This is a genomic window from Natronomonas marina, assembly GCF_024298905.1.
In the GTDB taxonomy this organism is placed as follows: Archaea; Halobacteriota; Halobacteria; order Halobacteriales; family Haloarculaceae; genus Natronomonas; species Natronomonas marina.
This window is the reverse complement of record NZ_CP101154.1, coordinates 355,882-379,494: the sequence shown is the minus strand read 5'-3', so window position 1 is coordinate 379,494 and position 23,613 is coordinate 355,882. Positions and strand designations below refer to the sequence as shown.

General features: G+C 69.9%; 28 protein-coding genes. 16 read left to right on the top strand and 12 right to left on the bottom strand.

Going from position 1 to position 23,613, the window contains the following annotated elements; translation table 11 throughout:
* Window positions 1–19: 19 nt before the first annotated feature.
* From NLF94_RS02025 to NLF94_RS02015, 3 genes are read left to right on the top strand one after another with little or no spacing between them, the layout of a single operon-like run.
* Window positions 20–532, top strand: a complete 513-nt coding sequence (locus NLF94_RS02025; protein WP_254839788.1) for a hypothetical protein — start codon at window positions 20–22, stop codon at window positions 530–532.
* On the top strand, window positions 529–2,415 hold the full coding sequence (locus tag NLF94_RS02020) for a hypothetical protein (protein WP_254839787.1): 1,887 nt from the start codon (window positions 529–531) through the stop codon (window positions 2,413–2,415). Before NLF94_RS02025 ends, NLF94_RS02020 begins: the two co-directional genes overlap by 4 nt.
* Window positions 2,412–2,885 (top strand): DUF7500 family protein, encoded by a 474-nt coding sequence (locus tag NLF94_RS02015; RefSeq protein WP_254839786.1) that lies wholly within the window; start codon window positions 2,412–2,414, stop codon window positions 2,883–2,885. Before NLF94_RS02020 ends, NLF94_RS02015 begins: the two co-directional genes overlap by 4 nt.
* A 46-nt stretch (window positions 2,886–2,931) precedes the next feature.
* Here NLF94_RS02015 and NLF94_RS02010 read toward each other — a convergent pair whose 3' ends face one another.
* Window positions 2,932–3,462, bottom strand: a complete 531-nt coding sequence (locus NLF94_RS02010) for a helix-turn-helix transcriptional regulator (RefSeq protein ID WP_254839785.1) — start codon at window positions 3,460–3,462, stop codon at window positions 2,932–2,934.
* Between the two features lie 95 nt (window positions 3,463–3,557).
* A complete protein-coding gene (locus NLF94_RS02005) occupies window positions 3,558–3,953 on the bottom strand; it encodes a DUF8048 family protein (RefSeq protein ID WP_254839784.1) in 396 nt (131 codons plus the stop codon).
* A gap of 158 nt (window positions 3,954–4,111) precedes the next feature.
* On the opposite strand from NLF94_RS02005, the gene NLF94_RS02000 reads away from it, so the two are divergent.
* From NLF94_RS02000 to NLF94_RS01985, 4 genes are all read left to right on the top strand, one after another.
* Window positions 4,112–4,528: an iron-sulfur cluster assembly scaffold protein gene (locus NLF94_RS02000; RefSeq protein ID WP_254839783.1), complete on the top strand. Its 417-nt coding sequence runs from the start codon at window positions 4,112–4,114 to the stop codon at window positions 4,526–4,528.
* Window positions 4,529–4,617: 89 nt separating this feature from the next.
* Entirely contained in the window at window positions 4,618–4,902 is a 285-nt protein-coding gene (locus NLF94_RS01995; RefSeq protein WP_254839782.1) for a DUF7130 family rubredoxin-like protein, read from the top strand.
* Between the two features lie 45 nt (window positions 4,903–4,947).
* Complete coding sequence (locus NLF94_RS01990; protein ID WP_254839781.1) at window positions 4,948–5,844, top strand: ketopantoate reductase family protein; 897 nt, start codon at window positions 4,948–4,950, stop codon at window positions 5,842–5,844.
* 134 nt (window positions 5,845–5,978) lie between these two features.
* Window positions 5,979–6,191 carry a hypothetical protein gene (locus tag NLF94_RS01985; RefSeq protein ID WP_254839780.1) on the top strand — a complete coding sequence of 71 codons (213 nt, stop codon included), beginning with the start codon at window positions 5,979–5,981 and terminating at the stop codon, window positions 6,189–6,191.
* A 37-nt stretch (window positions 6,192–6,228) separates the two neighbouring features.
* On the opposite strand, the gene NLF94_RS01980 is transcribed toward NLF94_RS01985, so the two are convergent.
* The 3 genes from NLF94_RS01980 to NLF94_RS01970 form a co-directional block, all read right to left on the bottom strand.
* Window positions 6,229–7,758 (bottom strand): sulfatase, encoded by a 1,530-nt coding sequence (locus tag NLF94_RS01980; protein WP_254839779.1) that lies wholly within the window; start codon window positions 7,756–7,758, stop codon window positions 6,229–6,231.
* Window positions 7,759–7,810: 52 nt separating this feature from the next.
* Window positions 7,811–9,328 (bottom strand): glutamate-cysteine ligase family protein, encoded by a 1,518-nt coding sequence (locus NLF94_RS01975; RefSeq protein ID WP_254839778.1) that lies wholly within the window; start codon window positions 9,326–9,328, stop codon window positions 7,811–7,813.
* Window positions 9,329–9,478: 150 nt separating this feature from the next.
* Window positions 9,479–9,841 (bottom strand): NifU family protein, encoded by a 363-nt coding sequence (locus NLF94_RS01970; RefSeq protein WP_254839777.1) that lies wholly within the window; start codon window positions 9,839–9,841, stop codon window positions 9,479–9,481.
* 168 nt (window positions 9,842–10,009) lie between these two features.
* Here NLF94_RS01970 and NLF94_RS01965 point away from each other — a divergent pair, with 168 nt between their 5' ends.
* Window positions 10,010–10,468: an Ig-like domain-containing protein gene (locus NLF94_RS01965; RefSeq protein ID WP_254839776.1), complete on the top strand. Its 459-nt coding sequence runs from the start codon at window positions 10,010–10,012 to the stop codon at window positions 10,466–10,468.
* Here the strand turns inward: NLF94_RS01965 and NLF94_RS01960 are convergent.
* A complete protein-coding gene (locus NLF94_RS01960; RefSeq protein ID WP_254839775.1) occupies window positions 10,465–10,773 on the bottom strand; it encodes a DUF5783 family protein in 309 nt (102 codons plus the stop codon). The two genes, NLF94_RS01965 and NLF94_RS01960, sit on opposite strands and share 4 nt — an antisense overlap.
* Window positions 10,774–10,849: 76 nt before the next feature.
* Between NLF94_RS01960 and NLF94_RS01955 the strand changes: the two genes are divergently transcribed.
* From NLF94_RS01955 to NLF94_RS01945, 3 genes are all read left to right on the top strand, one after another.
* On the top strand, window positions 10,850–11,353 hold the full coding sequence (locus tag NLF94_RS01955; protein ID WP_254839774.1) for a deoxyuridine 5'-triphosphate nucleotidohydrolase: 504 nt from the start codon (window positions 10,850–10,852) through the stop codon (window positions 11,351–11,353).
* A gap of 216 nt (window positions 11,354–11,569) precedes the next feature.
* On the top strand, window positions 11,570–12,931 hold the full coding sequence (locus tag NLF94_RS01950; RefSeq protein ID WP_254839773.1) for a winged helix-turn-helix transcriptional regulator: 1,362 nt from the start codon (window positions 11,570–11,572) through the stop codon (window positions 12,929–12,931).
* Between the two features lie 53 nt (window positions 12,932–12,984).
* On the top strand, window positions 12,985–13,440 hold the full coding sequence (locus NLF94_RS01945; protein ID WP_254839772.1) for a pyridoxamine 5'-phosphate oxidase family protein: 456 nt from the start codon (window positions 12,985–12,987) through the stop codon (window positions 13,438–13,440).
* Between the two features lie 20 nt (window positions 13,441–13,460).
* On the opposite strand, the gene NLF94_RS01940 is transcribed toward NLF94_RS01945, so the two are convergent.
* Window positions 13,461–13,598 carry a DUF7560 family zinc ribbon protein gene (locus NLF94_RS01940; protein ID WP_254839771.1) on the bottom strand — a complete coding sequence of 46 codons (138 nt, stop codon included), beginning with the start codon at window positions 13,596–13,598 and terminating at the stop codon, window positions 13,461–13,463.
* Between the two features lie 267 nt (window positions 13,599–13,865).
* On the bottom strand, window positions 13,866–14,237 hold the full coding sequence (locus tag NLF94_RS01935) for a winged helix-turn-helix domain-containing protein (protein WP_254839770.1): 372 nt from the start codon (window positions 14,235–14,237) through the stop codon (window positions 13,866–13,868).
* A gap of 124 nt (window positions 14,238–14,361) precedes the next feature.
* Between NLF94_RS01935 and NLF94_RS01930 the strand changes: the two genes are divergently transcribed.
* Window positions 14,362–15,012 carry a helix-turn-helix domain-containing protein gene (locus tag NLF94_RS01930; RefSeq protein WP_254839769.1) on the top strand — a complete coding sequence of 217 codons (651 nt, stop codon included), beginning with the start codon at window positions 14,362–14,364 and terminating at the stop codon, window positions 15,010–15,012.
* A gap of 135 nt (window positions 15,013–15,147) precedes the next feature.
* Here NLF94_RS01930 and NLF94_RS01925 read toward each other — a convergent pair whose 3' ends face one another.
* Window positions 15,148–15,792, bottom strand: a complete 645-nt coding sequence (locus NLF94_RS01925; protein ID WP_254839768.1) for a hypothetical protein — start codon at window positions 15,790–15,792, stop codon at window positions 15,148–15,150.
* Between the two features lie 246 nt (window positions 15,793–16,038).
* Between NLF94_RS01925 and NLF94_RS01920 the strand changes: the two genes are divergently transcribed.
* Both NLF94_RS01920 and NLF94_RS01915 read left to right on the top strand, forming a co-directional pair.
* Window positions 16,039–16,665, top strand: coding sequence for a metal-dependent hydrolase (locus NLF94_RS01920; RefSeq protein ID WP_254839767.1), 627 nt, complete (start codon window positions 16,039–16,041; stop codon window positions 16,663–16,665).
* Window positions 16,666–16,758: 93 nt separating this feature from the next.
* The gene (locus tag NLF94_RS01915; protein ID WP_254839766.1) at window positions 16,759–17,445 is read left to right on the top strand and encodes a DUF2238 domain-containing protein; all 687 of its coding nucleotides are present in this window, start codon (window positions 16,759–16,761) and stop codon (window positions 17,443–17,445) included.
* Here NLF94_RS01915 and NLF94_RS01910 read toward each other — a convergent pair.
* Window positions 17,442–20,012 (bottom strand): cation-translocating P-type ATPase, encoded by a 2,571-nt coding sequence (locus NLF94_RS01910; protein WP_254839765.1) that lies wholly within the window; start codon window positions 20,010–20,012, stop codon window positions 17,442–17,444. The genes NLF94_RS01915 and NLF94_RS01910 overlap by 4 nt on opposite strands.
* A 209-nt stretch (window positions 20,013–20,221) precedes the next feature.
* Here NLF94_RS01910 and NLF94_RS01905 point away from each other — a divergent pair, with 209 nt between their 5' ends.
* Entirely contained in the window at window positions 20,222–20,653 is a 432-nt protein-coding gene (locus NLF94_RS01905) for a pyridoxamine 5'-phosphate oxidase family protein (RefSeq protein ID WP_254839764.1), read from the top strand.
* 38 nt (window positions 20,654–20,691) lie between these two features.
* Here NLF94_RS01905 and NLF94_RS01900 read toward each other — a convergent pair whose 3' ends face one another.
* Complete coding sequence (locus NLF94_RS01900; protein WP_254839763.1) at window positions 20,692–21,129, bottom strand: universal stress protein; 438 nt, start codon at window positions 21,127–21,129, stop codon at window positions 20,692–20,694.
* Between the two features lie 100 nt (window positions 21,130–21,229).
* Window positions 21,230–22,123 (bottom strand): universal stress protein, encoded by an 894-nt coding sequence (locus NLF94_RS01895; protein WP_254839762.1) that lies wholly within the window; start codon window positions 22,121–22,123, stop codon window positions 21,230–21,232.
* A 233-nt stretch (window positions 22,124–22,356) separates the two neighbouring features.
* On the opposite strand from NLF94_RS01895, the gene NLF94_RS01890 reads away from it, so the two are divergent.
* The gene (locus NLF94_RS01890; protein ID WP_254839761.1) at window positions 22,357–23,610 is read left to right on the top strand and encodes a M20 family metallopeptidase; all 1,254 of its coding nucleotides are present in this window, start codon (window positions 22,357–22,359) and stop codon (window positions 23,608–23,610) included.
* The last annotated feature ends 3 nt before the right edge of the window (window positions 23,611–23,613 follow it).

Below are 23,613 nucleotides of genomic sequence, written 5' to 3'. Positions count from 1 at the left end.
GCCCACCGCTATTTGATAGATGACTCCCGAACGGACGGCCCTGCTTTTGACCCTCGGCGTCGTTCTCGTGGTGGGCATCGGGACCGGTCCCGCCGTCACCGGCGTGGACTCGCCGTCCGATTCCTCGCCGAGCGACCTCCATCAGCCGTTCGTCGACGACGCCGGCATGTCGGTCGACCGAACGGCGGCAGTCGAGGTCCGTCGGCTGCCGACCGACGGGACGCTCCGGCGCGTCCCGGGCGGACATCGCCCCGACGTGGCGCCGCTCCGGGTGGCCGTCGAAACCGCGTCGAGTCCCGTCGTCGTCGAGTACAGCGTCGAACTCCCGGCGGTCGAGTACGCCGACGTGCGGTCCCGGCGCCTGCCGGCCGGCACGACCGAGGATATCTCCGTCGCGGCACCCGCAGCGACCGTCGAGGCGCCGCTCGACGGCGGCGCCAGTCTCACCGGCGTGGTGACGGTGTCGCTCACGGCGAACGGCGAGACGTACGTGATCGAGCGCGAGTCCATCGCGGTCGAGGTGACGGAATGACGCCCTCGGAGCGCTACCGGGCGCTGGAGGCGACCGCCGAGCGGTACGCACGCAGGCTCTTTCGGGCGGTGTTCGGCGACCGGACCGGAGCGGCGGTGTTCCTGTGCGCGCTGGCGTTCTACATGCTGTACTGGCGCGTCGACGTCTTCATCGTCGACACCTTCGTCGTCGCGGACACGCTCGTGGCGCTCTCCCGCGGGACGGTCGTCATCGACCCCGTCGTGTTCAGCCCGAACGACGGTGCCGCCCCGGGAATGCACCTCGTCGACGGGCGGCGCTACGGCCGCAACTACGGCCACGCCGCGCTGGCGCTGCCCGTATACTGGCTGCTCCGAGGCGCGACGGTCCTCATCGCGCCACGGGTGCTGTTGGCCGGGGGGTGGAGTCTCGTGCTCCTCGGCGCCGCGCTCTCGCTCGGCAGCGTGACGGACCGTCGGCGGGTAGCGACGGTCGGCGGGACGGCGGTCGCCCTGAGCGCGTTCCTCCTGAACGTTGCCCACGCGTCGCCGTTGCCGCGATGGCAGTTACCGCTCGTCGCGCTCCAGTTGACGACGATGGTCGCGGCCGCCCTGGTCGGCGTCGTCGCGTACCGCCTCCTCCGGCGGTGCTACGCCTATCGGACCGCCGTGTTCGGCGGCGTGGCCGCCGTCCTGCTGGGGCCGGTCGGATTCTGGGCGTCGATACCGAAGCGACACGTCCCGCTGGCGCTTGCGACGATGGTGACGATGTATCTCTACCTCCGGAGTCGGGAGAGCGTCGATCCGGCGGCCGCCCGCCGCTACAGGGCCGCCGCGTACCTCCCAGTGGGGGTTTCCGCCTGGATCAGCGCCCCGGACGGTCTCGTCCTGCTCATCGCCCTCGGCGCCGTCGACGTGGCCACGGCACGGTCGAACGGGCCACGGGACCTCCTCCCGGTGGCGGCCGCCCTGGCGGTCTCGCTCGTCCCCTTCGTCGTGACGAACCTCGCGATCTCCGGGGACCCGCTGATGCCCCCCCGCCTGCTCCCGGACGTCCCGGCGGGAACGTCCGGCGCTCCCGGGGGATCGACCGGCGGCAGTCCGTCGGCCGCCCCCGCCAGCGACGGCTCCGGAGTGGCGGCTGCGAGCGTGCTCCCGGCGAGCCTGCTCGCGGGCGGTTCGAGACTGTTCGAGGCGATCACGGCGGGGCTGGCGGCGCTGGAACCGACGCGACTCTACCATGTGTTCCTCCGGAGCGGCCGCATACCCGGCGTCGAGTACGCCCGGACCGGGGGCGAGACGGTCGATCTCGCGTTGCTCGAGACCGCGCCGCTGTTTGCGGTCCTGCTCGCGGTTCCCGTCCACCTCCTGCGTAGCGGGCGACCGCGGGTCGCCGACCTCGTCGCCGCCCGACGCGACCCCGTCGTCGCGACCGACCTGTTCGCGGTCGCCTACGTGACGCTCCTGACGCTCGTGTACCTCCCGCGACTGCCGTTGCACTCGACGATCACGGTCAGGTATCTCGTGCCGGCGACCCCGGTGCTCGTCTGGGCGGTCGCGAGGGTGCCGGCGGTCCGCGAAGCGCTCGCCGCGTCCGGGGACCGACTGCCGACGGCGACCCCGGCGCTGGCGCTCGCGGGCGTCGCCATCCCGACCGTCGCGTTCGCCGGGACGTCGGCGGGCGTCGGGACCGTCCTCCAGGCCGTCGCGGTCCTGAACCTGGCCGTCGCCGCCGGGGTCGCCGGCTGGGGCCTGGCGGCCACCGGGTCGCGGGCGCCCCGACCGCTCGGACCGACCGTCCTCGCGGCGGCACTCGCGGCGATGGCCGCCTTCGTGCTCCTCTCCGGGCTGGAGTACTTCGGCGACGGCCGAGCGTTCGCCCTCCCGATTGCCCGACTGCTCGAAGCGGTGATTCCGATACGATGACGCCCGATACCCCAGACGACGACCCCGAGGAGCATCGAACCGAGGCGGAGGCGACGCCACCTGACGCCGACGAGGTGGCGGCCGTAATCGACGCCGAGGAACTCCCGCGGTTGGCCCGACTCGAATCGGACGACCGGGTCAGCCGGCTGGACGAAGAGCGGTTCGTCGTCAGTACCGACCCCGAGACCGACCCCTCGGGGCAGGCCACCGACCGGCCCGAACGAGCGGGCGCCGACCGGAGCGCGGACGGGGACGGCGGCCACCGACCGTTCGATACGGACGCCGCCTTCGCGGTCTCGATTGCGGTCGAGACGCCGAACGGGCGCGCCGAGACGACGATTGCCCACGACGACATCCGGGAGACCTTCGCCGAACTCCTCCGCTGGTACGCGACCGCGGTCGAACCCGACCGCGACCCGGCGGCGGTGCTGTCGGTACTGCTCCGGGAGGTCGACGTCGAGGCTCCGTAGGCGGGTCCGCGACACTCGTCCGCGAGCCACACCGTCGTCCCGGCGGTTACAGGTCGCCGGCCGACAGGTAGAAGAACGCGCCGAGCGCGAGGAACTGTCTGGCGGCCTCGGTGACCTTCGACCGGGCGGCCGCGCGGTCCTCGACCCGGTACTCCTTCGAGCGCACGAGTTCGAACATCTCGAGGGTCTCGTCCTGCTCCAGTTCGTGGAGGGTCGGGTAGACGGTGCCGGGCGAGAGCTGGGCGTCGAACAGCCGGATGAGGTCGCTCATGAGCGTCTTGCCGTTCGTGTCCTCGGTCCGCATCGAGATGAGGACCAGGAGGATCTCCTCCAGCCCTTCGTTGATGATGCTCTCGTCGAGCCGGAACGGGGAGTCGGCGAACAGCGCCTCCTCGATCAGATCGATGTTCTGCCGGGCCGGATGGGGGCCGGCCGGCGCGTCACCGCCCGACGACGTGCCGAGATCGACCCCATCCCCGGAGCCTTGCTCCAGTTCGGACAACAACCGGGAGAACCCGCTCCGTCGTCCGTCACCCAGATCGGCGATCCCCACCGCCTGTCGATCCTCGTCTTTCATACACCCCTGTGAACACACCCGTGTAATAAGGGTGTCACGCCGGTATCGAGAACTGACCGGCCGGGACCGCAGCCGAAAGCCCCGCTCGGACGGCGTCAGGCCACGGGATCGAGCAACACGAACGGCGCCGATCCGGGGCGGCCCTCGTGGTCGACGCCGACCATCGACCGCGCCATGCGACGCATCACCTCGCCCGCGGCGTCGGCCTCCAGTTCCGAGACACCCTGAGCGGCCGCAAGCGACTCCAGGACGGATTCGGGGAGCCACAGCACCGCCGCCTCGTCGGTCCGGTACGCCGTTTCGCCGGTCTCGCGGAGGTGGTTCCGCCGGCGGTCGGCGGCGACCTCCAGTTTGATGACCGTCTCGACCAGCATCGCCCGTGAGACGGAGGATTCGGCGGCGACCTCGTCTAAGAGCCGGTCGAAGAACCACTCGACGCGCTCGCCGACCGCGTCGAACTCGTCGTCGGGGATCCCGGAGCCGCTGCCCATACGTCCACTTTGAGGAGTGTTACTCTTACACCTTCTGGCCGCCGGCTGACGGCAACGGGGGCGACACCACGCCCCGCCGGTTCGGGGTGTCGCAGCCGCGACGGGAGACCGCCCCGACCGGTGGCCTTTTAGCGGTCATTCCCCTTGTACCGACAACGATGGGACCCGGCTCGGACATGTACCGCCAGCAGATCCTCGACCACTACAAGAACCCCCGCAACTACGGGGAACTCGAGGACGCGGACATCGAGCACGTCGGCGAGAACCCGATGTGCGGCGACACCATCAAGATGTTCCTCGAACTGGCGGACGACGACGAGACGATAGAGCGCGTCAGTTTCATCGGCGACGGCTGTGCCATCAGCCAGGCCTCGGCGAGCATGCTCTCCAGGGAGCTCCGGGGGAAGTCGCTGTCGGCCGTCCGGGAGATGGACCGCGACGACGTCATCGACATGCTCGGCGTCGACCTCAGCCCGATGCGAATCAAGTGCGCCGTCCTGGCCGAGAAGGTCGCACAGGACGGCGTCGCCATCCACGAGGGCGACGAGGAGATAGCGGAGACGACGACCGAGTAGCCCGGGAAGCGACGACGACCGGGGAACCGGGCGTCGGTCGCACTCCGACGAGCGGCGGTTTTTTGGTACGTTACGATGTACCATAGCATATGGCCAGCGAACAACGACAGCGGCAGGTCACGTTCGGCGAGACGATCTACGACCGGGACGGGAACGAACTCGGCCGCGTCCGGAACCTCGACGACGGAGGGTTCTACGTGACGAACCGGGAGGGGGTCTCCACCAGCGAGCAGGCCCAGAGCAAGGCCGGCGAGAAGACGCTCATGTGGCGGTGTGGCGAGTGCGGCGAGGTCGGCGACATCGAGGACGTGCCGGCGATGTGTCCCTCCTGTGGCGCCTCCGGCGAGAGCATCAACTACCTCCAGGAGGACTGACGGCCGAAGCGGTGGCTTTCTGTCGGTGCGGCGGGTAGGGCGGGTATGGACGTGGTCGTCTTCGGTGCCGGGAGTCTGGGGAGTCTCGTCGGGGGACTCCTCGCCCGGGAGCACGACGTGACGCTGGTCGGCCGCGAGCCGCACGTCTCGGCGGTCCGGGAGTCCGGCCTCCGCATCGAGGGCGAAATCGAGACGACGGTGTACCCGGCGGCGCGACTCGAGGCGCCGGCGGCCACCGACCTGGCCGTCGTCTGCGTGAAGGCCTTCGACACGCCCGCGGCCGCCGACGCCCTCGCCGACGTCGACCTCGGGGTCTGCTGTTCGCTCCAGAACGGGATGGGCAACGAGGCGACCCTCGCCGGGCGGGTCGAGGCGCCGGTGCTCGCCGGCACCTGCACGTACGGCGCCCTGCGGCCGGATCCGGGCGTCGTCCGGTGTACCGGCGTCGGCGAGGTCGTTCTCGGCGCGAGAGCGGGCGGGCCGTCCGAGGTGGCCGACCGGGTCGGGTCAGCCTTCGAGGCGGCGGGCATAGTGACGACCGTCGCCGGGGACATGCCCCGCCGGCTCTGGGAGAAACTGGCCGTCAACGCCGGTATCAACGCGACGACGGCGCTGGCGCGGGTCGACAACGGCGCCCTGCTGGACGGCGAGGCCGGCCCCGTGGCGGCCGATGCCGCCCGCGAGGTCGCCCGCGTCGCCCGCGCGGAGGGGGTCGACCTGTCGGCGGCGGCGGCGGAATCCGCGGTCGAACGGGTCGCCCGGGCGACGGCGGCCAACACCTCCTCGATGCGGCAGGACGTCGAGGCCGGCCGCCGGACCGAGGTCGACGCCATCGGCGGGTACGTCCTCGAACGGGCCGACGACCACGGGGTGGACGCCCCGGTCGTCGAGACGACGACGCGGCTGTTGCGGGCCTGGGAAACCGGACAGGGGGTCCGCTAACCGGGCGAGACGACCCCGGTATCGCCTCCCTCGCCCCGGCCCGCTGGTCGTGATTGCGACCGCACGCCGGGCGATTGCGCCGGATTTAATTTCTGGAGTTCGAATCCGGTATTATCAACTGGTTCGACGGAATCGTGACCCTCCCGGGTCTCGCGGTCGTCTTCGGCCTCCTGTTCGCCGGACAGCGCGGCGCAATCGTCGGGTTCGGTACCGGAATCCTCCTCGGGACGTTCGGTCTCTACGTCGGCCGCGACGACGACGCACGCATCGAGGAACTGGAGCGGGAACTGGCGGAGACGCGGCGGGAACTCGAGGAACTGCGGGCGGAACTCGACGACCGGCGGTAGGCGTCGTACGGAGACGGCTCGCGGCGCGTCGACCGACTCACTCCATGTAGCCGAGGTCCTGGAGGCGCTCTTTGGCCTCCTCGTCCATGTGGTCCAGCGCTGCCTCGGCGTCGGTGGCGGTGGCGTCCCACTCGTCGGCGGCGCGGGCCTCGAACCGTTCGAGGGCGGCGTAGACCCGCTCGAGGACGGGGTCGTCGACGCGAGGGGCCTCGCCGCTGGTCCCGGTGCCCTCGCGGCCGAGCGGGTCGACCTCGCCGGGGTCGGCGTCGAGACGGTAGGCCTCGTCGGCGATGCGCTCGTTGCGGATGTACTTGCCGTCGGGACGGCGGGCCGCGCGCATCCGCGAGTAGAACCGCGAGTCCTCCTCGAGGTCGATGCCGGCGTCGGCGGCCTTCGTCTCCAGTTGGTTCAGTTCCACCACCGGCCGGTGGTAGTCGACGAAGGCGTACTCGCCGTCATCGATGTCCCGGCCCGGAGACAGCAGCGACCGGCCCGGCTGGAAGGGGCGGGCGTCGACGGTTCCGGTGGCGTCGGTGGCGGCCGCCGACTCCAGCACCGTGTCGTAGAGGTCGAGCAACTCGACCTGCTCGTCGGTCCGGCCGGCCTCGACGTCGGGGTGTTTCACGAAGAGCGGGACGTTCACGAGGGGGTCGTAGATAGCGAACTCGTGGCCGTAGAGACCGTGCTCGCCGTGGAGTTCGCCGTGGTCCGAGCAGACGACGACGAGGGTGTCCTCCCACTGGCCAGTCTCCTTCAGGTGGTCGAACAGGCGCCCGAGTTCGGCGTCGATGTGGCGTATCTCGGCGTCGTACAGGTCCCGGATGTCGTCGAACTCCGCCTCGTCGATGGCGCGGGCCCCCGAGTTGTACTCCTTGGAGTTTTGACAGACGGCTTCGGGGTCGACGCCGGGAGCGAACTGCTCGCGGTACTCCTCGGGGGGGTAGTACGGCAGGTGGGCGTCCATCAGATTGATGAACGCGAACCACTCGTCGTCGGCGTTGTCGTCGGCGAAGGCCGTGACCCGGTCGATTATCTCGGGCGTCTTCGAGTCGGCGCCCTCGCCGCCGGCGAGGTGTTCGTGAATTTCGTTACCCATCTCGACGAGGCGGTCGGCGACCCACCGGAAGCGGCTGTCGAGGACGCGCTGCCAGAGGCTCGCCGCCAGCCCGGACAGCGCCTCGCCGGGCAGCACCTCGAAGAAGTTGTCCTGCCGGTCGAAGCCCGCCGTCAGTCGGGTGTACGGCGTTATCCAGGCGTTCGAGGAGTAACACGCCGTCGCGTAGCCGGCCGAGGAGAGCGCCTGCGCGAGCGTCCCGACGTCGTCAGGAAGGTAGGGCGCCTCCTGGGTCGCGGTGTGTTCGGCCGGGTACAGGCCGGTGAACATCGAGGCGTGGACGGGCAGCGTCCACGGCGCCTGCGCGACGGCCTCCTCGTAGACCAGCGCCTCCTCGGCGAAGGCGTCCAGCGTCGGCGTCGTCGGCCGGTCGTACCCGTAGGGCGTGAGGTGGTCCTTCCGCACCGTGTCCATGACCACGAAGAGCACGTTCCGACCGGCGGGCTCCGACATCCGTGGCTGCCACTCCGTGTGTTTCGGGCTTAAACGGTGTGGTGTCGGCTCGTCACAGCCCCGGCCACTCGGCGAAACTGCCCTCGATTAGGGTCTCGGCCTGTCGGTCGCGGTAATCGTCCGCCGCGGCCACGACCGCCGTCGGCAGCGACGCGCCCTCCTCGGCGTGTGTACGGAGGCGGTCCCGCTTCCAGCCGGCGGGGGAGGTCCGGGCGTCGACTCGTGCCCGCAGCAGCCGGAGGTGTTCCTCGGCGGCCCCGGGGTCGAAGCCGGCCCGCTGGAGGCCCTCGGCGGCCACCGCGAGGAGGTCGTCGTAGACGGCATCGGTGTCGGTCGTCTCGGTGCCGTCGGCGGTGATCCACCGCATCTCGGCCGCGAGGCCGTCGCTTGCGGCCGCGTAGAAGTTCTCCCTGGCCTGCTCCCACGGGAGGTCGGCGACCGGGTGGTCGGTCGCGGCCAGCCCGTTCAACAGGCCGGCGAAGGCCGCCACGAGCGCCACGGCGTCGGGGACGGTTGGCTGGCCGGGCAGCGGACGGAACTCGATGCGGGCGTTGGCGGCCGACTCCGAGGCGCCGTCGAAGACGGGCCGGACCCACCGCCAGTAGGAGCTGTGCTTGTGCCGCAGGTGGGCGAAGCGGTCGTCGAAGCGGTCGCCCGCCGCGAGCAGTTCCGGCGAGATGGGCGGGTCGGCGGCGATGCGGTCGACCGCGTCGGCCGCGCTGTCGATGTCCCGGGGAAAGCGGACCTTCGCCGGGCGGTCGGGGTCGTTCATCACCGCCTCGTACAGTTCGACGCGGTTCTCGAGGTCAGCCTCGGCGAGGACGGACTCGACGGTCGCGTCGGCGTCGTACAGCGACGGCGGGAACAGCGGCGAGTTGACCGACATCGCCAACAGCGGGCCGGCCACGCGCAACGCGTACGCGAAGTAGCTCGGGAGGTCGGCCGCGCTCGGTACCTGGTAGTGCGGCTGGATGCTCGTCGTGAGCGTGGCCGGCGAGATGGTCCGCGTCTCGAGGGTCACGTTTTCCGTCTCCAGCCGACACCGCGGCTCGTACAGCGGCGTGTTCGACATCACCTGATACCGGACGGACGGCGGGATGTTCGGCGAGAGGACGACGCCGTCGAACTCCGCGGTCGCCCGGAGGTACTCGACGGCCGTCTCGCCGACGGGCGGGACGGTCCAGAAGCCGTCTGCCACCAACCGGATGCCCTCGTTCCGCTTCGAGGCGTCGTGTGCGGCCCGGACCACGGCCTGGACCTCGTTGCCGAGCGCCGCCAGGCCGTGGGGACCGAACGGCTGTGGCCGGCTCGCCAGTTCCGCGTTGTGGAGGCCGAGTTCCTTCTCGAAGCCGATGAGTTCGAGCAGCGGCACCGGTACGCGCCGCAGGACACCGGTCCCCTCGTCGACGGCGTAGAACTCGTGTTCGAGCCCGACGATGGCCTGGGGGTTGTCGAAGGTGCCGACCTCCAGCTGTGCCTTCAGCTCCTCGGCTTCCCGGTCGACACGCTCGGCGAAGGCGTCGGTGTCGACGTCGCGGGCGGCCCTCACCCGTCGGGCGAGTTCGTCCATACCGTCCGGAGGCCTGCCAGCGACTTCAAACCACTGTTAATCGCTACCAAGGAACACGCTTGGGCCCGGAGCGTCCCGCGTCCGACGCGGCTGCCGAAACCGGAGGTTGTGGGGAGCCGTCGGGCCGCCCGAAAACGTCGAACCGACCGATCAGAAGGGGGCTTCGGGGCCCTCGTCGTCGCCGTCGTCGCCGCCCTCGCCGGGGAAGGACGGCGACATCTGGCCGCCAGCCATGCCCTCGGTGCCGCCGTCCATGCCGGTGTCGGCGTGGACGGTGTCGATCTCGGGTATCTCCTCGGTCATCCGGCTCTTGATGGCCTGGATGGTCATCGGGGAGATGCCACAGCCGGAGCAGGCGCCTCCGAGCATGATGGTGACCTCGCCGGACTCGCGGTCGAGGTTCTGGATGGCGGCGCTGCCGCCGTGCATCTGAATCTGGGGGAAGTTGCGCCGGAGGAAGTTGCTGATGCGCTCGCGGAGTTCCTCGTTGCCGTCGGCGGATTCGGTACTCATATCCGTCGGTATGGGACGCAACCGTATGAAGATTTGGCTCGGGGCCGCCGTCCGGACTGAACGTCGCCCGGATGGGTCGGCCTCGGGGCCGCTTCCCCGGCGGATGTGACGGGCGCGAGACGGGCGTCTGACGGGTGTTTAAGCCGTTCGCTCACCGTGGTACCTACTATGCCAACGCGCCGTCATCTACTCGCCGTCGCGGGCGTCGCCGCCGCAAGCCCCGGTTGCATGAGCGTCCTCGGCGACGACAACCCCGACTCCGCGAACGACGCCCCCTCGGACGGGACCGGCGATCCCGCCGACGGGGAAGGTGTCCGCCTCGAGCGACTCTCCGTCAGGAACAACCACGGGGAGGGCCACACTGTCCAGCTCGCCGTCGAGTCGGGCGAGGGGCTCCTGCATCTGGACACCTACCAGCTCGAGGCCGGCGGCGGAACGGTCGTCGAGGGCGACTGGACCGGCGCCACCGGTGCCTATCTCGTCCACGCTCGCCTCGACGACGGGGAGATCCAGTCGACCGACGTGGCGGGCAGCGTCGGCGAGGACGCCGAGTGCGTCCGGATGGTGCTCCGCATCGACGCCGAGGGCGAACTCGGAATCCTGTACGGCACCGACTGCGAACGCTAGGCGTCGAAGACCCGCTGTAGCTCCCGTTCTATCTCCGCGACGTACTCCTCCAGCACCGCGTCGAACTTCCCCTCGTCGACGACGACGCCCGTGAGCCGCTCGTAGGGTTCGTCGGGAACCTCGAGGTAAAAGCCCTCTTCGTCGTCGTAGAACGGTTCGGACTCGTCGAGGACCTGCTGGTCGATGCCGTGGACCAGCGTCGAGTCGTACCGCTCGTTGATCCGATTGAAGGCGTTCTTGTACGCCTGCTGGAGCTGCGGGAAGTACTCGGCGTACTTCTCCTCGTCGAAGGTGTCGGCGTCCATGGACGCGCCTTCGGGACGGACCCTGAAAAAGGCGGTCGAACGCAAACGACTTCATGGAGGCGACGGACCGGCCGGTATGTACCGCAGCGGTGCGTTCGTCGCCGAACAGGTCACGCCGACGACCGACGAGCAGGTCCAGCCCAACGGGGTCGACCTGACGCTGGAGTCGGTCCACGAACAGCGCGAACCGGGCCGTATCGGCCGCGACGGCAAGGAGGTCGGCCGCCGCCAGCGCCGCCGGGCCGACCCGGTCGTCGAGGGCGACTCCATCGACCGGGTGGCCGACGAGAACGACACCTACTACCTCCCGCCCGGCGGCTACGTCGTCCGGTACGCCGAGATCGTCTCGGTGCCCGACGACCACGTCGGCTTCGTCTACCCCCGGTCGTCGCTGCTGCGGAACTCGTGTATGCTCGACACCGCCGTCTGGGACGCCGGCTACGAGGGGAAAGGCGAGGGGCTTCTGGAAGTCCACCACGACATCGAGATAGAGACGGGCGCCCGCATCGCCCAGTTCGTCCTCGCGGAGGCGGACGCCGAGGGCACCTACGACGGTAGCTACCAGGGCGAGAACCTGTAGCCGGCGACTCCATTTTTAGCACCTTCGTTCGACGCGGTCGGGCGGCAAATGTTGACAGATTTGGACGCATCTGCCAGTAGATATAACAGGTATGATCGGTCCGAACCGGGACGCGAAGTAGCGGTCCCTACTTATACGCCCACGAATACCCCGCGCAATTCATTTCAAGCAATACCCGAATGTTCGGGTAACTTCGGTCCTAGGAACTCGCCATCCATGTCAAATACTACCACACGGCGACTGCTCGCCGTGCTGCTGGCGCTGCTCGTTGCCTGTTCGTTCGCGGGCGCGCCAGCCATCGCGGCGGCCGGGTCGGACAGTTCGGTCGAGGACGGCGTCAGCAGTGCGTTCGGTTCCGACGACGACACCTCCGACGGGAACTCGACCGACAGTAACTCGACCGACGACGGGTCGACGGGCGAGGAATCGGCCGACGACGCCGATGAGGAGAGCGCGACCGACGACGCCGGAGGGACGGACGAAACCGACGACGCCTCGGATCGGGAGCGCGACGACGACACCGCCGAGAACGTGACCGAGGCGGTCGACGAGACGGTCAACGCGACGACGGAGACCATCGACGGGGCCGCCGAGACGGTGGACGGAACCACCAGCGGGACCGCCTACCGGACGTTCGAACTCATCGAGTCCACCACGGACGCCACCGACGAACAGGGGTCGGTCGGTCTGCCGTTCGACGGCACGGAGGGGGCGGAATCGGTCCCTGTCGACGCGAACGAGCCGAACACCCGCCTCTCGGTCCGCGAGCCGGCAACCGAATCCGACGACCGGTCCTCGGACGACGCCTCGGACGCGTACGACGCCGAGAGAGCCGTTGCGAGCATCGGCCCCGACGAGCCGGCGGCTCTCTCGGCCGGCGCGAGCGGCGGTCAGCCGGTGCCGGCCGACGCGGGCGGCGGTGTCGCGCTCGGTCTCGGCGCGATTGCGGCCGCCGCGGCCGTCCGGTCGACGCCGCTGGTCGGCGCCGCGAGCGGTTCGGGCGCCGGAACGGCGGCCACGGGCTACCTCTCGTCGCTGCTGGAGAAGATCAAGCCGTTCGTCTTCCCGCTGCGGTACAGCCGGTACGACGACTCCGACCCGCTGGAGCACGAGGCGCGCGAACGCGTCTACGAGATCGTCGACGCGACGCCGGGGTCGTACCTCTCGGCGGTCAGCGAGCGGGCCGACCTGCCGCTGTCGACGACCCGACACCACATGAAGGTCCTCGAACGGGAGGGATTGGTCTCGGGGGCGAAGCTCCGCGGCAAGCGCCGGTTCTACCCCGCCTACACCGAGGACATCGAACTGGCCGCCGCCCTGAACGACGACGCGACGGCCGACGTCATCGACGCGCTGGCGCGACTCGGCGCCGCCTCCGTGAGCGACCTCGCCGACGACCTGGGCCGCGATCCGAGCACCGTCAGTCACCACCTCCAGCGGCTCGAGGAGGACGGGATCGTCACCCGAAATCGGGAGGGCCGTGCGGTGATGAACGAACTCGCCGCCGAGGCACGGGACATCCTCGAACCGGAGACGGCGCCGCGACCGGGCGAGGCCGCCGACGCCGCCGCCGACTGACCGGCGACGGCGCCTCGCACTATCTATAAATGTCCGGGCAGGGTTGGTTCGGTATGGCCATCGACCGCCGTACCGAGATGTCCCCCGAGGCGACCGAGGCGTTCCTCGGTCGCCAGGAGACCGGCGTGCTGGCGCTCGCCCGGACCGACGAGCCGTACGCGATTCCCGTCTCCTACGGTTTCGACGCCGAAGACCGGCAGTTCTACATGCGGCTGGTATCGACGCCCGAAAGCGAAAAGCGGCGGTTCCTGGCGTCCTCGCCGGCCGCGAGGCTCGTCGTCTACGAGGAGGTCGACGAGAGCTACCGCAGCGTCATCGCTATCGGAACGCTCGAACGGATCGACCCGGACGAACTCACCGTCGAGGACATCCAGCAGTACGGATCGGCAAAGCGGCCACTGTTCGAGATCTGGCCGAAGCAGAAGGGCGACCTCGACATCGAGCTCTACCGGCTGACGCCCGAGACGCTGAGCGGCCGTCTCGTCGAGGTCGACCGCGAGAAGAACTGACACTGTCCGGCGGGCGTTCCTCACTCCGTCTCGAAGTCGGCCGTCTCGACCGGCTCGGTACAGACCGGACAGCCGCTGGAGAGGATGGCCTCCCGCATCGACCCGTTGACCTCGATCTCCTGCCCGCAGTCCGAGCATGTGAACACGTAGGTAGTCATCGGCTGCTGTCCGTTCCTCCCGGCGTCGACCGGGGTCGTCCGGCCGTAGATCCCCCTCCTGTATATACTGGGTGATTCTCCACGAGGCCGGTACCGGGGGCTCGCGGACGGTCCCCGATCCGGGGGCCCGGGGAGCGGGGGCCCGAACGGAACGGGAGGCGGTCGCCGGCCACTACCGGACCGTCGGGGACCATCTACGCACCGACCGTGGGTCGTCGCGGTTCCGACCACCGACGGGCGGTGTCCGTCACACCCGCGCGGCGCACGTCACGCCTCCCCGGGCGCCGAGCCCGAGATCCCGACCTCGATGCCGTCGGAAGCGGACAGCGAGACGACGACGTTCTCGAAGGCACGACGGTACTCGCTGGCGTGTTTCCCGTCGGAACGGATCCGAACCCGCTCCTCGAGGAGGCCGGCCGCTACGAGCCGTTCGACCTTCCGGTAGGTCGTCGACCGCGGAACGTCACACGCCTCGATCAGTTCGTGTGCGGTCAGCGCCTCCCCGGTGGTCGCCTCCAGCAGCGCCCGGCAGTCGGGGTCCTCGAGCGCGTCCAGCGCCGCCATCGTATCGACCGGTTCGCTCGTCGGTCGCCCGGTCGTCCCTTCGTGACGGCCGGACCGTTCCCGGATACTCGACATACCTGTCGGAAGAGGCCGAACCGCCGCGTATCCACACCCACGATACTTGGGGTATTTATACGCCCGGAGCGGTCGCCCGGCGGTCGCAGACAGACTTAGGTGTTCGAGGCGTCAATTCCGGGCGATGAGTCCGGGGATACGCGCGGAAGTGAACGTCGATCCGGCGGGCACCTGTCCCGTCGTCGAGACCTCGATCGCTGCCGGCGCACCGGCCCATTCCGTCTCGAAGGCCGTCCCAGCCGGGGATCCGGAGCGTGTGACCGAGGAGTTCACCATCGAGTCCGACGACCCCGTCACCGGGACCGACGTCGAACTGTCCAGCGTCTTCGAGTACGGCGCCGCGACCGTCTACCGGTTCACCCGCGAGCGCGGGCGGGGCTGTCCCTGCGAACTCGTCGAGCGGTTCGACGCCCCGCTCGCCGACGTCCGGGCCCGGAAGGGAAGCCTGCGGCTCGTCTTCCACGCGGCCGACATGGCGGAACTGCAGGGAATCATGGGCGCCCTCCAGGAGGCGTTCCCGACCGTCGACGTCCAGCGGCTCCTCCGCTCGGAGCACGAACGGCCCGGCGACGACCTCCTGTTCGTCGACCGGGGTGAGCTGACCGACAGACAGCAGGAGGTCCTCGAGACCGCACACGGGATGGGCTACTTCGACCACCCGAAGGGCGCCAACGCCGGCGAAGTCGCCGACGAACTCGACATCAGCAGGTCGACGTTCGCCGAACACATCTCGGCCGCACAGTCGAAGCTCTTCGACGCCGTCCTCGATACCTAAATCGCCGCTCACGCCCCGTCCACGCTGGACGTACGGAACGGACCAGGGGACGCACGGGACGCACGGGACGCACGGCACCGCGGCTACTCGGCGCGTCGAAAGGGAAGAAGGGAACAGGTGCCTCGCTACGGAGCGTCAGGCGGCGGGGTTGACGTCCTCGGTGGCGTCTTCGACCTGCTGGGTGACGTCCTCGACCTGGTCCTGCAGCGTCTCGGTCTGTTCTTCGATGCGCTCCTGGAGTTCGTCGAGCTGGTCTTCGAAGCGCTCCTGGAACTCCTCGCTTTGCTCTTCGAGTTCGGCCTGGAGGTCCTCGATGGCCTCCTCGAGCTGGTCGTAGGCGTCGACGGTCTGGGATTCGAGGTCCTCGTTGGCCTCCATCAGCGACTCGACCTGTTCGTCGAGCGTTTCGAGGAACTCCTCGAGCAGTTCGTCGACGGACTCGGAGCCGTCCTCGAGGTTCTCCTCGAGCTGATCGAAGGCGTCGGTCTGGGTCTCCTCGAGGGTGTCGAGCTGTTCGTCGATGGTCTCCCGCAGGTCCGCGACGACCTCCTGGTCACCGGGGACGGCGGCCTCGATGGCGTCGAAGTACGTCTCGACGCCCGTCCGGACGAGGTCGTTGCTCCGCTCGGAGACGTCGCGGGCCGGGCCGACCGTGTCGAGCATGCGGCCGTTGACGTCCTGTTGGAGTTCGACGGAGCGAGCGACGATGTCGTGGGTCTGCTCGATGGCGTTGCGCTGCACTTCGAAGACCGTGCTTACCGGGGAGTCGTTCTGGCTCATCGTACCTACGGATACGCGACGATGGGATATAAACTTTTCCTTCCTATACCATTCTGTACCACTCAACTACACTCAATGTCTAGACGTGCTGTCACGGCCCGGGGAGCTACCGGCGGAACGGCGCCGACGTGGTCGGTCGGAGCCGTCGCTGGCCGTTCGCCGGACCGGAAAGAACGGAGCGTCTGCCCGCCCCCGGGTCGGACCACCGACACACTGATTCGGTCGTGTCCCCTACGATGGGACACGATGATGCTCCCGACCCACGCCCTCGTGGGGATGGCGCTGGCGCTGCCCGTCGCGTTCGCAGCGCCGGAGCTGGCCGGTCCGGCCCTCCTGGCCGGGCTCCTCGGCGGGGTCTTCCCGGACCTGGACATGTACGTCGAACACCGGAAGTCGCTACACTACCCGGTGTACTACTCCGCACTCGCGGTTCCGGTGGTGGCGGTCGCCGGCCTCGTCCCGTCGGTGGCGACCGCCTTCGCCGCGTTCTTCCTCGTCGGGGCGGCCGTCCACAGCGTCGCCGACGTCTTCGGCGGGGGGCTGGAACTGCGGCCCTGGGAGGCGACCTCCGACCGCGCCGTCTACGACCACCACGGCGAGCGGTGGATCGAACCCCGGCGCTGGGTCCGCTACGACGGCTCTCCCGGCGACCTCCTGCTTTCGGGCGCACTCGCCGTGCCGCTTTTGGTGACCCTGGAGGGACTCTTCTACGGGGTCGTCGTCGCGGCGCTGGCCGTCGCGGTCGTCTACACGGCCGTCCGGCGCCTCCTGCCGGCGCTGGCGGCCGCCCTCGTCGAGGAGGTGCTCTCGCCGCGTCTCCCCGATCACCTGCTGGCGTACGTGCCCGCCCGCTACCGCGAGGCCGACTACTGAGGGCGGGCGTGATACGACCCGACACGATCCCGTGGAGTCCCGACGACCGAAGAACCTTCGTCGCTCCGGACGGGACCCGAACGTGAGTCGCCGATGGTGGGACCGATAGCGCTCGCGGGATTCCTGCTCCAGGGCGCCATCCTCTGTCTGTTCGCCGTGGCGGTTCGGCGCCGAAACGCCGCCGCCGCCATCAACGCGATCGGGTCGTTCGCACTCGCCGTGCTCCCGGCCGCCGTCGAGATCGCCTGGAACGTCCCCGTCGACCCGAGACTCCCGCTGTGGCTCGGCGTCGCCGGCTTCCTCCACTCGCTCGGTATGCTGGGGCTGTACGAGTCGAGGTGGTGGTGGGACAACCTCACGCACACCGTCTCCGCGGCGCTGCTCGCGGCGCTGCTGTACGCCGGCGTCATCGTCGCGCTGCCGGACCTCGCCGGGGACGACGGCCCGCCGGGAACGGCCGCGGCCGTGACCGTGGTGGCCACGTTCGCGGTCGGCGTCTTCTGGGAACTGATCGAGCTGGTCGCACGCGAGGTCGGCGAGCGGTTCGACATCGAGCCCGTGCTGGTCCACTACGGGCGGCGCGACACCGCCGTCGACCTCGTCTTCGACGTGGTGGGTGCGCTGCTCGTGGTCGGGTTCGACCTCCGAATCTTCGTCCCGCTCGTCGGACGGTTCCCGGGGGTGACCGGTGCGATCCTGGTCGCCGGAGGGTGGATACTGCTGGTCGGCTCGGCGCTGATGGCGCTGGTCGTCGGGCTCGGAGGGTCGATCCGGAGCTAGTCGGTGTCGACGGTGGGGGAGAGATACCGACGGATGGCGACGACGACCACGAGATACCCGGGGAGCGCGACCGCGAGGACGGCGCCGATTTCCAGCCAGTCGGCGACGCCGAGCGGCACCGTCCCGAAGTACCGGTTGAGCGGGGTGTAGAGGACGGCCAACTGGAGCGCGAGCGACGTCCCGACCGCGAGCGCGAGCCACGGGTTCGAGAACGTGGGCGTCTCCCGGAACCACCGGATGACGTACAGCTTCTCGAACTCGAGCGCGACGAACCCCGTGAACACCATCGTCATCGCGTACGGCGTGACGGCGGCCGCTCCGCCGAGGCTGTCGAACATCAATCCGAGCATGACGGCCGTCGACACCGTCCCGGCACCCCCGACGAGCGCGAGCATCTGACGGTCGACGATGCCCCGGTCGGGGTCCCGTGGCGGTCGTTCCATCACGTCGCCGCTCTGTGGGTCCGCGCCGAGTGCCAGCGCCGGCAGGCCGTCGGTCAGCAGGTTTATCCACAGCAACTGGACCGCCGGCAACACGAGGTAGCCGAACAGCGAGGCGAGAAAGACGATTGCGACCTCGGCGACGTTCGCGCTCAACAGGTAGGCGACGAACTTCCAGACGTTGTCGAAGATGGCCCGTCCGCGCTCGACGGCCCGCTCGATGGTCGCGTAGTTGTCGTCGAGCAGCACCACGTCGCTTGCGTGTTTGGCCACGTCGGTGCCGCGGACCCCCATCGCCACGCCGATGTCGGCGTTCTTCAGCGCCGGGGCGTCGTTGACGCCGTCGCCGGTCATCGCGACGACGTGGCCGTTGGCCTGCAGCGCACGCAGGATGCGAACCTTGTGCTCGGGGGAGGTTCGGGCGAACACGTCGACGGTCTCGACGCGCTCGCGGAGGGTGTCCTCGTCCATCCCCTCTATCTCGCCGCCCTCCATCACCGCTCGACCCATCCCCAGCGACCCCGCGATGGCGGCGGCCGTACGGACGTTGTCGCCGGTCACCATCTTCACGTCGATGCCCGCGCCCTCGGTCGCCGCGATGGCGTCGGCGACCTCCGCCCGCGGCGGGTCGATCATGCCGACCAGGCCGACGAAGACGAGGTCACTGTCGATGTCGTCCGGGTCCTCGGCGTAGGCGACGGCCAGCACGCGGAGCGCGTCGTCGGCGAAGGCGCGAACCTGCTGGCGGACGCGGTCGGCCGCCGCCGAGGTGAGGTCGGCGGGACCGTCCGCCGTCAGCACGCGCGAGGACTTCGAGAGGACGACGTCCGGCGCCCCCTTGACGTACCCGACGTCGCCGTGAACCGTTCCCATCCACTTCCGGTCCGAGGAGAAGGGGATCTCGTCGGTCCGGGGCTGTCGCTCCCGCAGGTCCGCGACGTCGAACCCGTAGTCGGCGGCCGCCTGCACGAGCGCCCGCTCGGTCGGGTCGCCGTCCTCCAGGGTCGCGTCGTTGCAGAGCGCGCCGGCCCGCAACAGTAACTCGACGCGCTCGTCGGGGGCGTCCTCGCGCCCCTCGAAGTCGACGACGGCGTCGTTGACCCACAGTTCGCTGACGGTCATCCGCCCCTCGGTCAGCGTCCCGGTCTTGTCGGTGCAGACGACGTCGACGGCGCCCAGCGCCTCGACGGCCGGCAGCCGGCGGACGAGGGCGTTCTCGTCGGCCATCGTCCGCACGCCGAGCGCGAGCGTCAGCGTCACCACGGCCGGCAGCCCCTCTGGGACGGCGGCGACCGCGAGCGACACCGCGGTGAGACCGGCCTGGAGCGGTTGCGTCCCTCGAAACACCAGGAGGGGAACGACGAGGGCGGCCAGCAGGAGGACGCCGAGCCCGATCCGGCGTCCGAGTCGGTCGAGTTCGTGTTGCAGCGGCGTCTGCGTCTCCTCGGTCGCCGCCAGTTCCCGGGCGATGGCGCCGACCTCGGTGTCCATGCCGGTCGCGGCGACGACCACGGCCGCCTTCCCGCGGGTGACGTTCGTCCCCTTGTACACCATGCTCTCGCGCTCGGCCAGCGGGGCGTCGGCGGCCACCGGCTCGGTGGACTTCGAGACCGGGGCGCTCTCGCCGGTGAGCGCCGCCTCGTCGACCCCGAGGTCCGTCGCCTCGAGGAGCCGCCCGTCGGCGGGGACGACGTCGCCGCTCTCCAGTTCGAGGACGTCGCCGGCGACGAGTTCCGTCGCGTCGACCTCCACGCGCTCGCCGTCCCGCCGGACGGTCGCCGTCGGCGCGGTCAACTCCCGGAGCGCCTCGAGGCTCTGCTCGGCGCGGTAGTCCTGAACGAAGCCGAAGAGCCCGTTGGCGACGACGATGAGAGCGATGAGGACGGCGTCGACGACGTGACCGGTCCAGACCGACAGCGCCGCAGCAGCCACCAGCACCCAGATGAGGACGCTGTCGAACTGCGCCACGAGGATGGTCCACGGCGTCCGCTCGCTCACCTGGACGACATCGTTGGGACCGCCTTCGTCGAGTCGTCGTCGAGCCTCCTCGGACGAGAGGCCCGCCTCGGTCGTGTCCTGGGCGGCGAGGACCGACTCCGTCGGCTGGCTGTGCGGCGCTTCGACCACTAGGTACCCGTCGCAGTCCGCCCTCTTGGTAGTTACCGGTGGTTGCAGTCTCGTGAAAATCGACCCCGGAGTCTCGACGCGAAACGGGGGGCGAACGGCGGCCGAGCGCCGGGGGCGGCCGCCGAACCGGACGAGTAAGGAGTGCCTTCCCGCCGACGACCCCTCTAGAGATGCTGCATCTACTTCCTCGGCAGCGACGTGTCCTCGGTATGGAACACGTCGAGTACGTCTACACGAGCGGCATGAGCGAGACCGAAGTGGACGAACACCTCCGGTCGGGCGAGCACGGCGTCCTCGCGCTGGCGGACGGCGACGACGCCTACGCGGTCCCGCTGAGCTACCACTACGACGGCGAGCGGTTCCTCCTGCGGGTGAGCGAGCACGACGACGACAGCGAGAAGGGGCAGTACCTGCGAACGACCGGGACGGCCACGTTCGTCCGTTACGAGGGGTCGACGGACGACTCCTGGAGCGTCCACGTTCGCGGCCCCGTCCGCGAGTGGGACGCGGACGTCGACGAGGCGACGCTCAACGAGTGGTTCCCGCCGTTTCGCCTGTTCGACGAGGCCGTCGGGGACGTCGAGTTCTCGCTGTACGAACTCGGGATGGAGACGGTCATCGGCCGGAAGACAGTCGGGTAGCCGGCTTGGCGGGCCGCGACGCCGGGAACCGCCGTCGGCTACGCCTCCCCGTCGGCGCCGTCGACGACCAGTACGGGCACGCTCCCCGAGTGCAACAGCGCCTCGGTCACGCTCCCGAGCAGGCGCGTCTTGAACGCCGAGCGGCCCTTCGCGCCGACAACGACGAGGTCGACGCCGTGCTCGTCGGCGTAGGCGAGCAGTTCCTCGTGGGGGACGCCCTCCCGAATCGCGGCGGTCACCGCGAGGTCCGACCCGGCCTCGGTCTCGACGGCGGCGAGTGCCTCCCGCCCGTCGGCTTCGAGGTTCCGGCGGACGACCTCGGGGTCGACGATGGCGTTGTCGTAGCCGGTTCGCGTCTCGACGACGTACACCGCGTGCAGGGCCGCCCCGGTCTGTCGGGCCAACTCGACCGCCTGCGCCGTCGCCCGTCTCGCGGTGGGACTCCCGTCGGTCGCAACGAGAATACGGTCGTACATGTCTTCCCCTACGGGGACCAGGGCAAAGATTCCGAGGGTCGGCGGCCGTCCCCGAGGGCGCCGTGCCACCGGGCGAGGGAGGCCCGACCGAACCGACCGCTCATGACGTTCGCTTCACGATCAGGACGGGCACGTCGACCGTTCGAAGGACGGTCGAGGCGACGCTGCCGAGGAGCTGGCGCCCGAGGTTCGACCGGCCGTGCGAGCCCATCACGACGAGGTCGATGTCGGCGTCCTCGACGTACTCGCGGATGCCGACGGCCGCGTCGGCGTCGGCCGCTACCCGCTCGACGGCGGTCCGCACCGCCACGTCCGGGGCGAGTTTCCCCACCTCGCTCACGGCCCTGTCGACCGCTACCTGTCCGTCCGCCTCGAGGCGTTCGACGAACGCCGCGTCGAGTCCGCCGGCGTCGAACAGGCCGCCCGCGGCCTGCAGGTCCACGACGCTCAGGACGTGGAGCGTCGAGCCGAACTGCCGTGCGACTTCGGCGCCGTGGGGGGCGGCCGCCTCGGCGTTCTCGCTGCCGTCCGTCGGGACGAGAACGCGAGCGTAGCCGGCGGGCTCGCCGGCGTCGCCGTCGGGTCCCGGAACGACGAACACCGGGACGTCGCTCCGGTGGAGGACCCCCTCGGTGACGCCGCCGAGGAGCCGTCTGCCGAGGCCGGTCCGTCCCTGCCGCCCGAGGACTATCAGGTCGGCACCCCGCTCGTCGGCGTACTCGTCGATCCGGGCGGCGGGTTTGCCCTCGAGCAGTTCCGTCTCGACGGGGCCCGGATCCGACGCCATGTCCGCTATCTCCGCTACGGCCGCCTCGCCCCGTTCCCGTAGCCGTGACTTTTCGGCCGCCGTTTCCGTGAGTCGCAGGGTCTTCCGTTCGACGACGTGGAGAACGTGGACGGTCGCACCGAACGCGCGGGCGAATTCGAGACCACGCCTCGCCGCGTGTCGGGCCTCGTCGCTGCCGTCGACGGGAAGCACGATACTGTCGTACATCGTCCCTGACCGGGCTTCGATTCGAGCCCCCTTCCCACTTCCGGGCGACGTCGCCCGCCCCACGCCGTGCGGTCGAGTGTCGTCCGGCCGTCCGCGGAACAGTATATTGTAGTATTGGGAACCGAACGAACACTTTTCGCGCTCCCGGCCCAAGTGGGACCCATGAACGACACGTTCGTCGGCGGTGACGCGGCGGAGACGAGCGCCGCGAGCGAGACGCGGGAGGTCCCGGCGTGACGACGCCGTCCGGGGACCCGGCCGCCTACGTCGCGGACCACCGCGACGACCTCGTCGAACTGGCCCTCGAACTGCTGGCGGTCGAGACGGCGAACCCGCCGGGAGAGACGCGCGAAATCGTCTCACTCGTCGAGGAGTACCTCGCCCCCTTCCCCGTCGAGGTCGAACGCCTGGCGGTCGACCCGGCGAAGCCGAACCTCCTCGTGAGCTATCCGGGAACGGGTGACGGGACGTTCCTGTTCAACGGCCACCTGGACACGGTCCCGTTCGACGCCCCCGAGTGGACCCACGACCCGCTCGGGGAGCGGGTCGACGGCCGGCTCTACGGCCGCGGCGCGACCGACATGAAGGGACCGCTGGCCGCGATGCTGTTCGTCGTCGAGGCGTTCGCCGAGACCGGAACCACGCCGCCGACCGACCTCGGGTTCGCGTTCGTCAGCGACGAGGAAGTCGGCGGCGACGCCGGCCTGCGGGCGCTCTTGGAGGCGAACCGCCTCGACGCCGACGCCTGCGTCATCGGCGAACCGACCTGCGAGGAGGGCCGTCACTCGGTGACCGTCGCCGACCGCGGGAGCATCTGGCTGACCCTCGAAGCCCGCGGGGAGGCCGCCCACGGGTCGCGCCCGATGCTGGGCGAGAACGCCATCGACCGCCTGTACGACGCCGTCCAGCAACTCCGCGAGCGGTTCGGCAGCCGCAGGCTGGACGTCGGCGCCGACATGGAGCCGATACTCGAGGAGTCCGTCGATTACTACGAACCGGCGATGGGCGCGGCGACGGCCCGCCGTCTCTTCACCACGCCGTCGATCAACCTGGGAACCATCGAGGGCGGCGAGGCCATCAACAGCGTCCCCCAGTCCGCGCGCGCCGAGGTCGACATCAGGCTGGTGGCCGGCGTCGAGACGCCCGAGATGCTGGCCGAGATCCGCGACTGCGTCGCCTCGTGTGAGGGCATCACCGTCGCCGACGTCTCCTGGAGCGTCGGGACCGTCGAACCGGTCGACAGCCCGCTCGTCGAGACGGTCGCCGCCACCGCCCAGGACGTGCTCGGTCGGCGGGTGTTCCGCCGGAGCGCGACCGGGGGCGGGGACGCGAAACTGCTCAGGAACGCCGGGATACCCACCGTCGAGTTCGCGCTCGGGACCGACACGGTCCACGCCGTCGACGAGTACATCACCGTCGACGCGCTCGTCGACAACGTGACGATATACGCGCGCCTGCCGGGGACGTTCGCCGACGAAACCGACTGACGG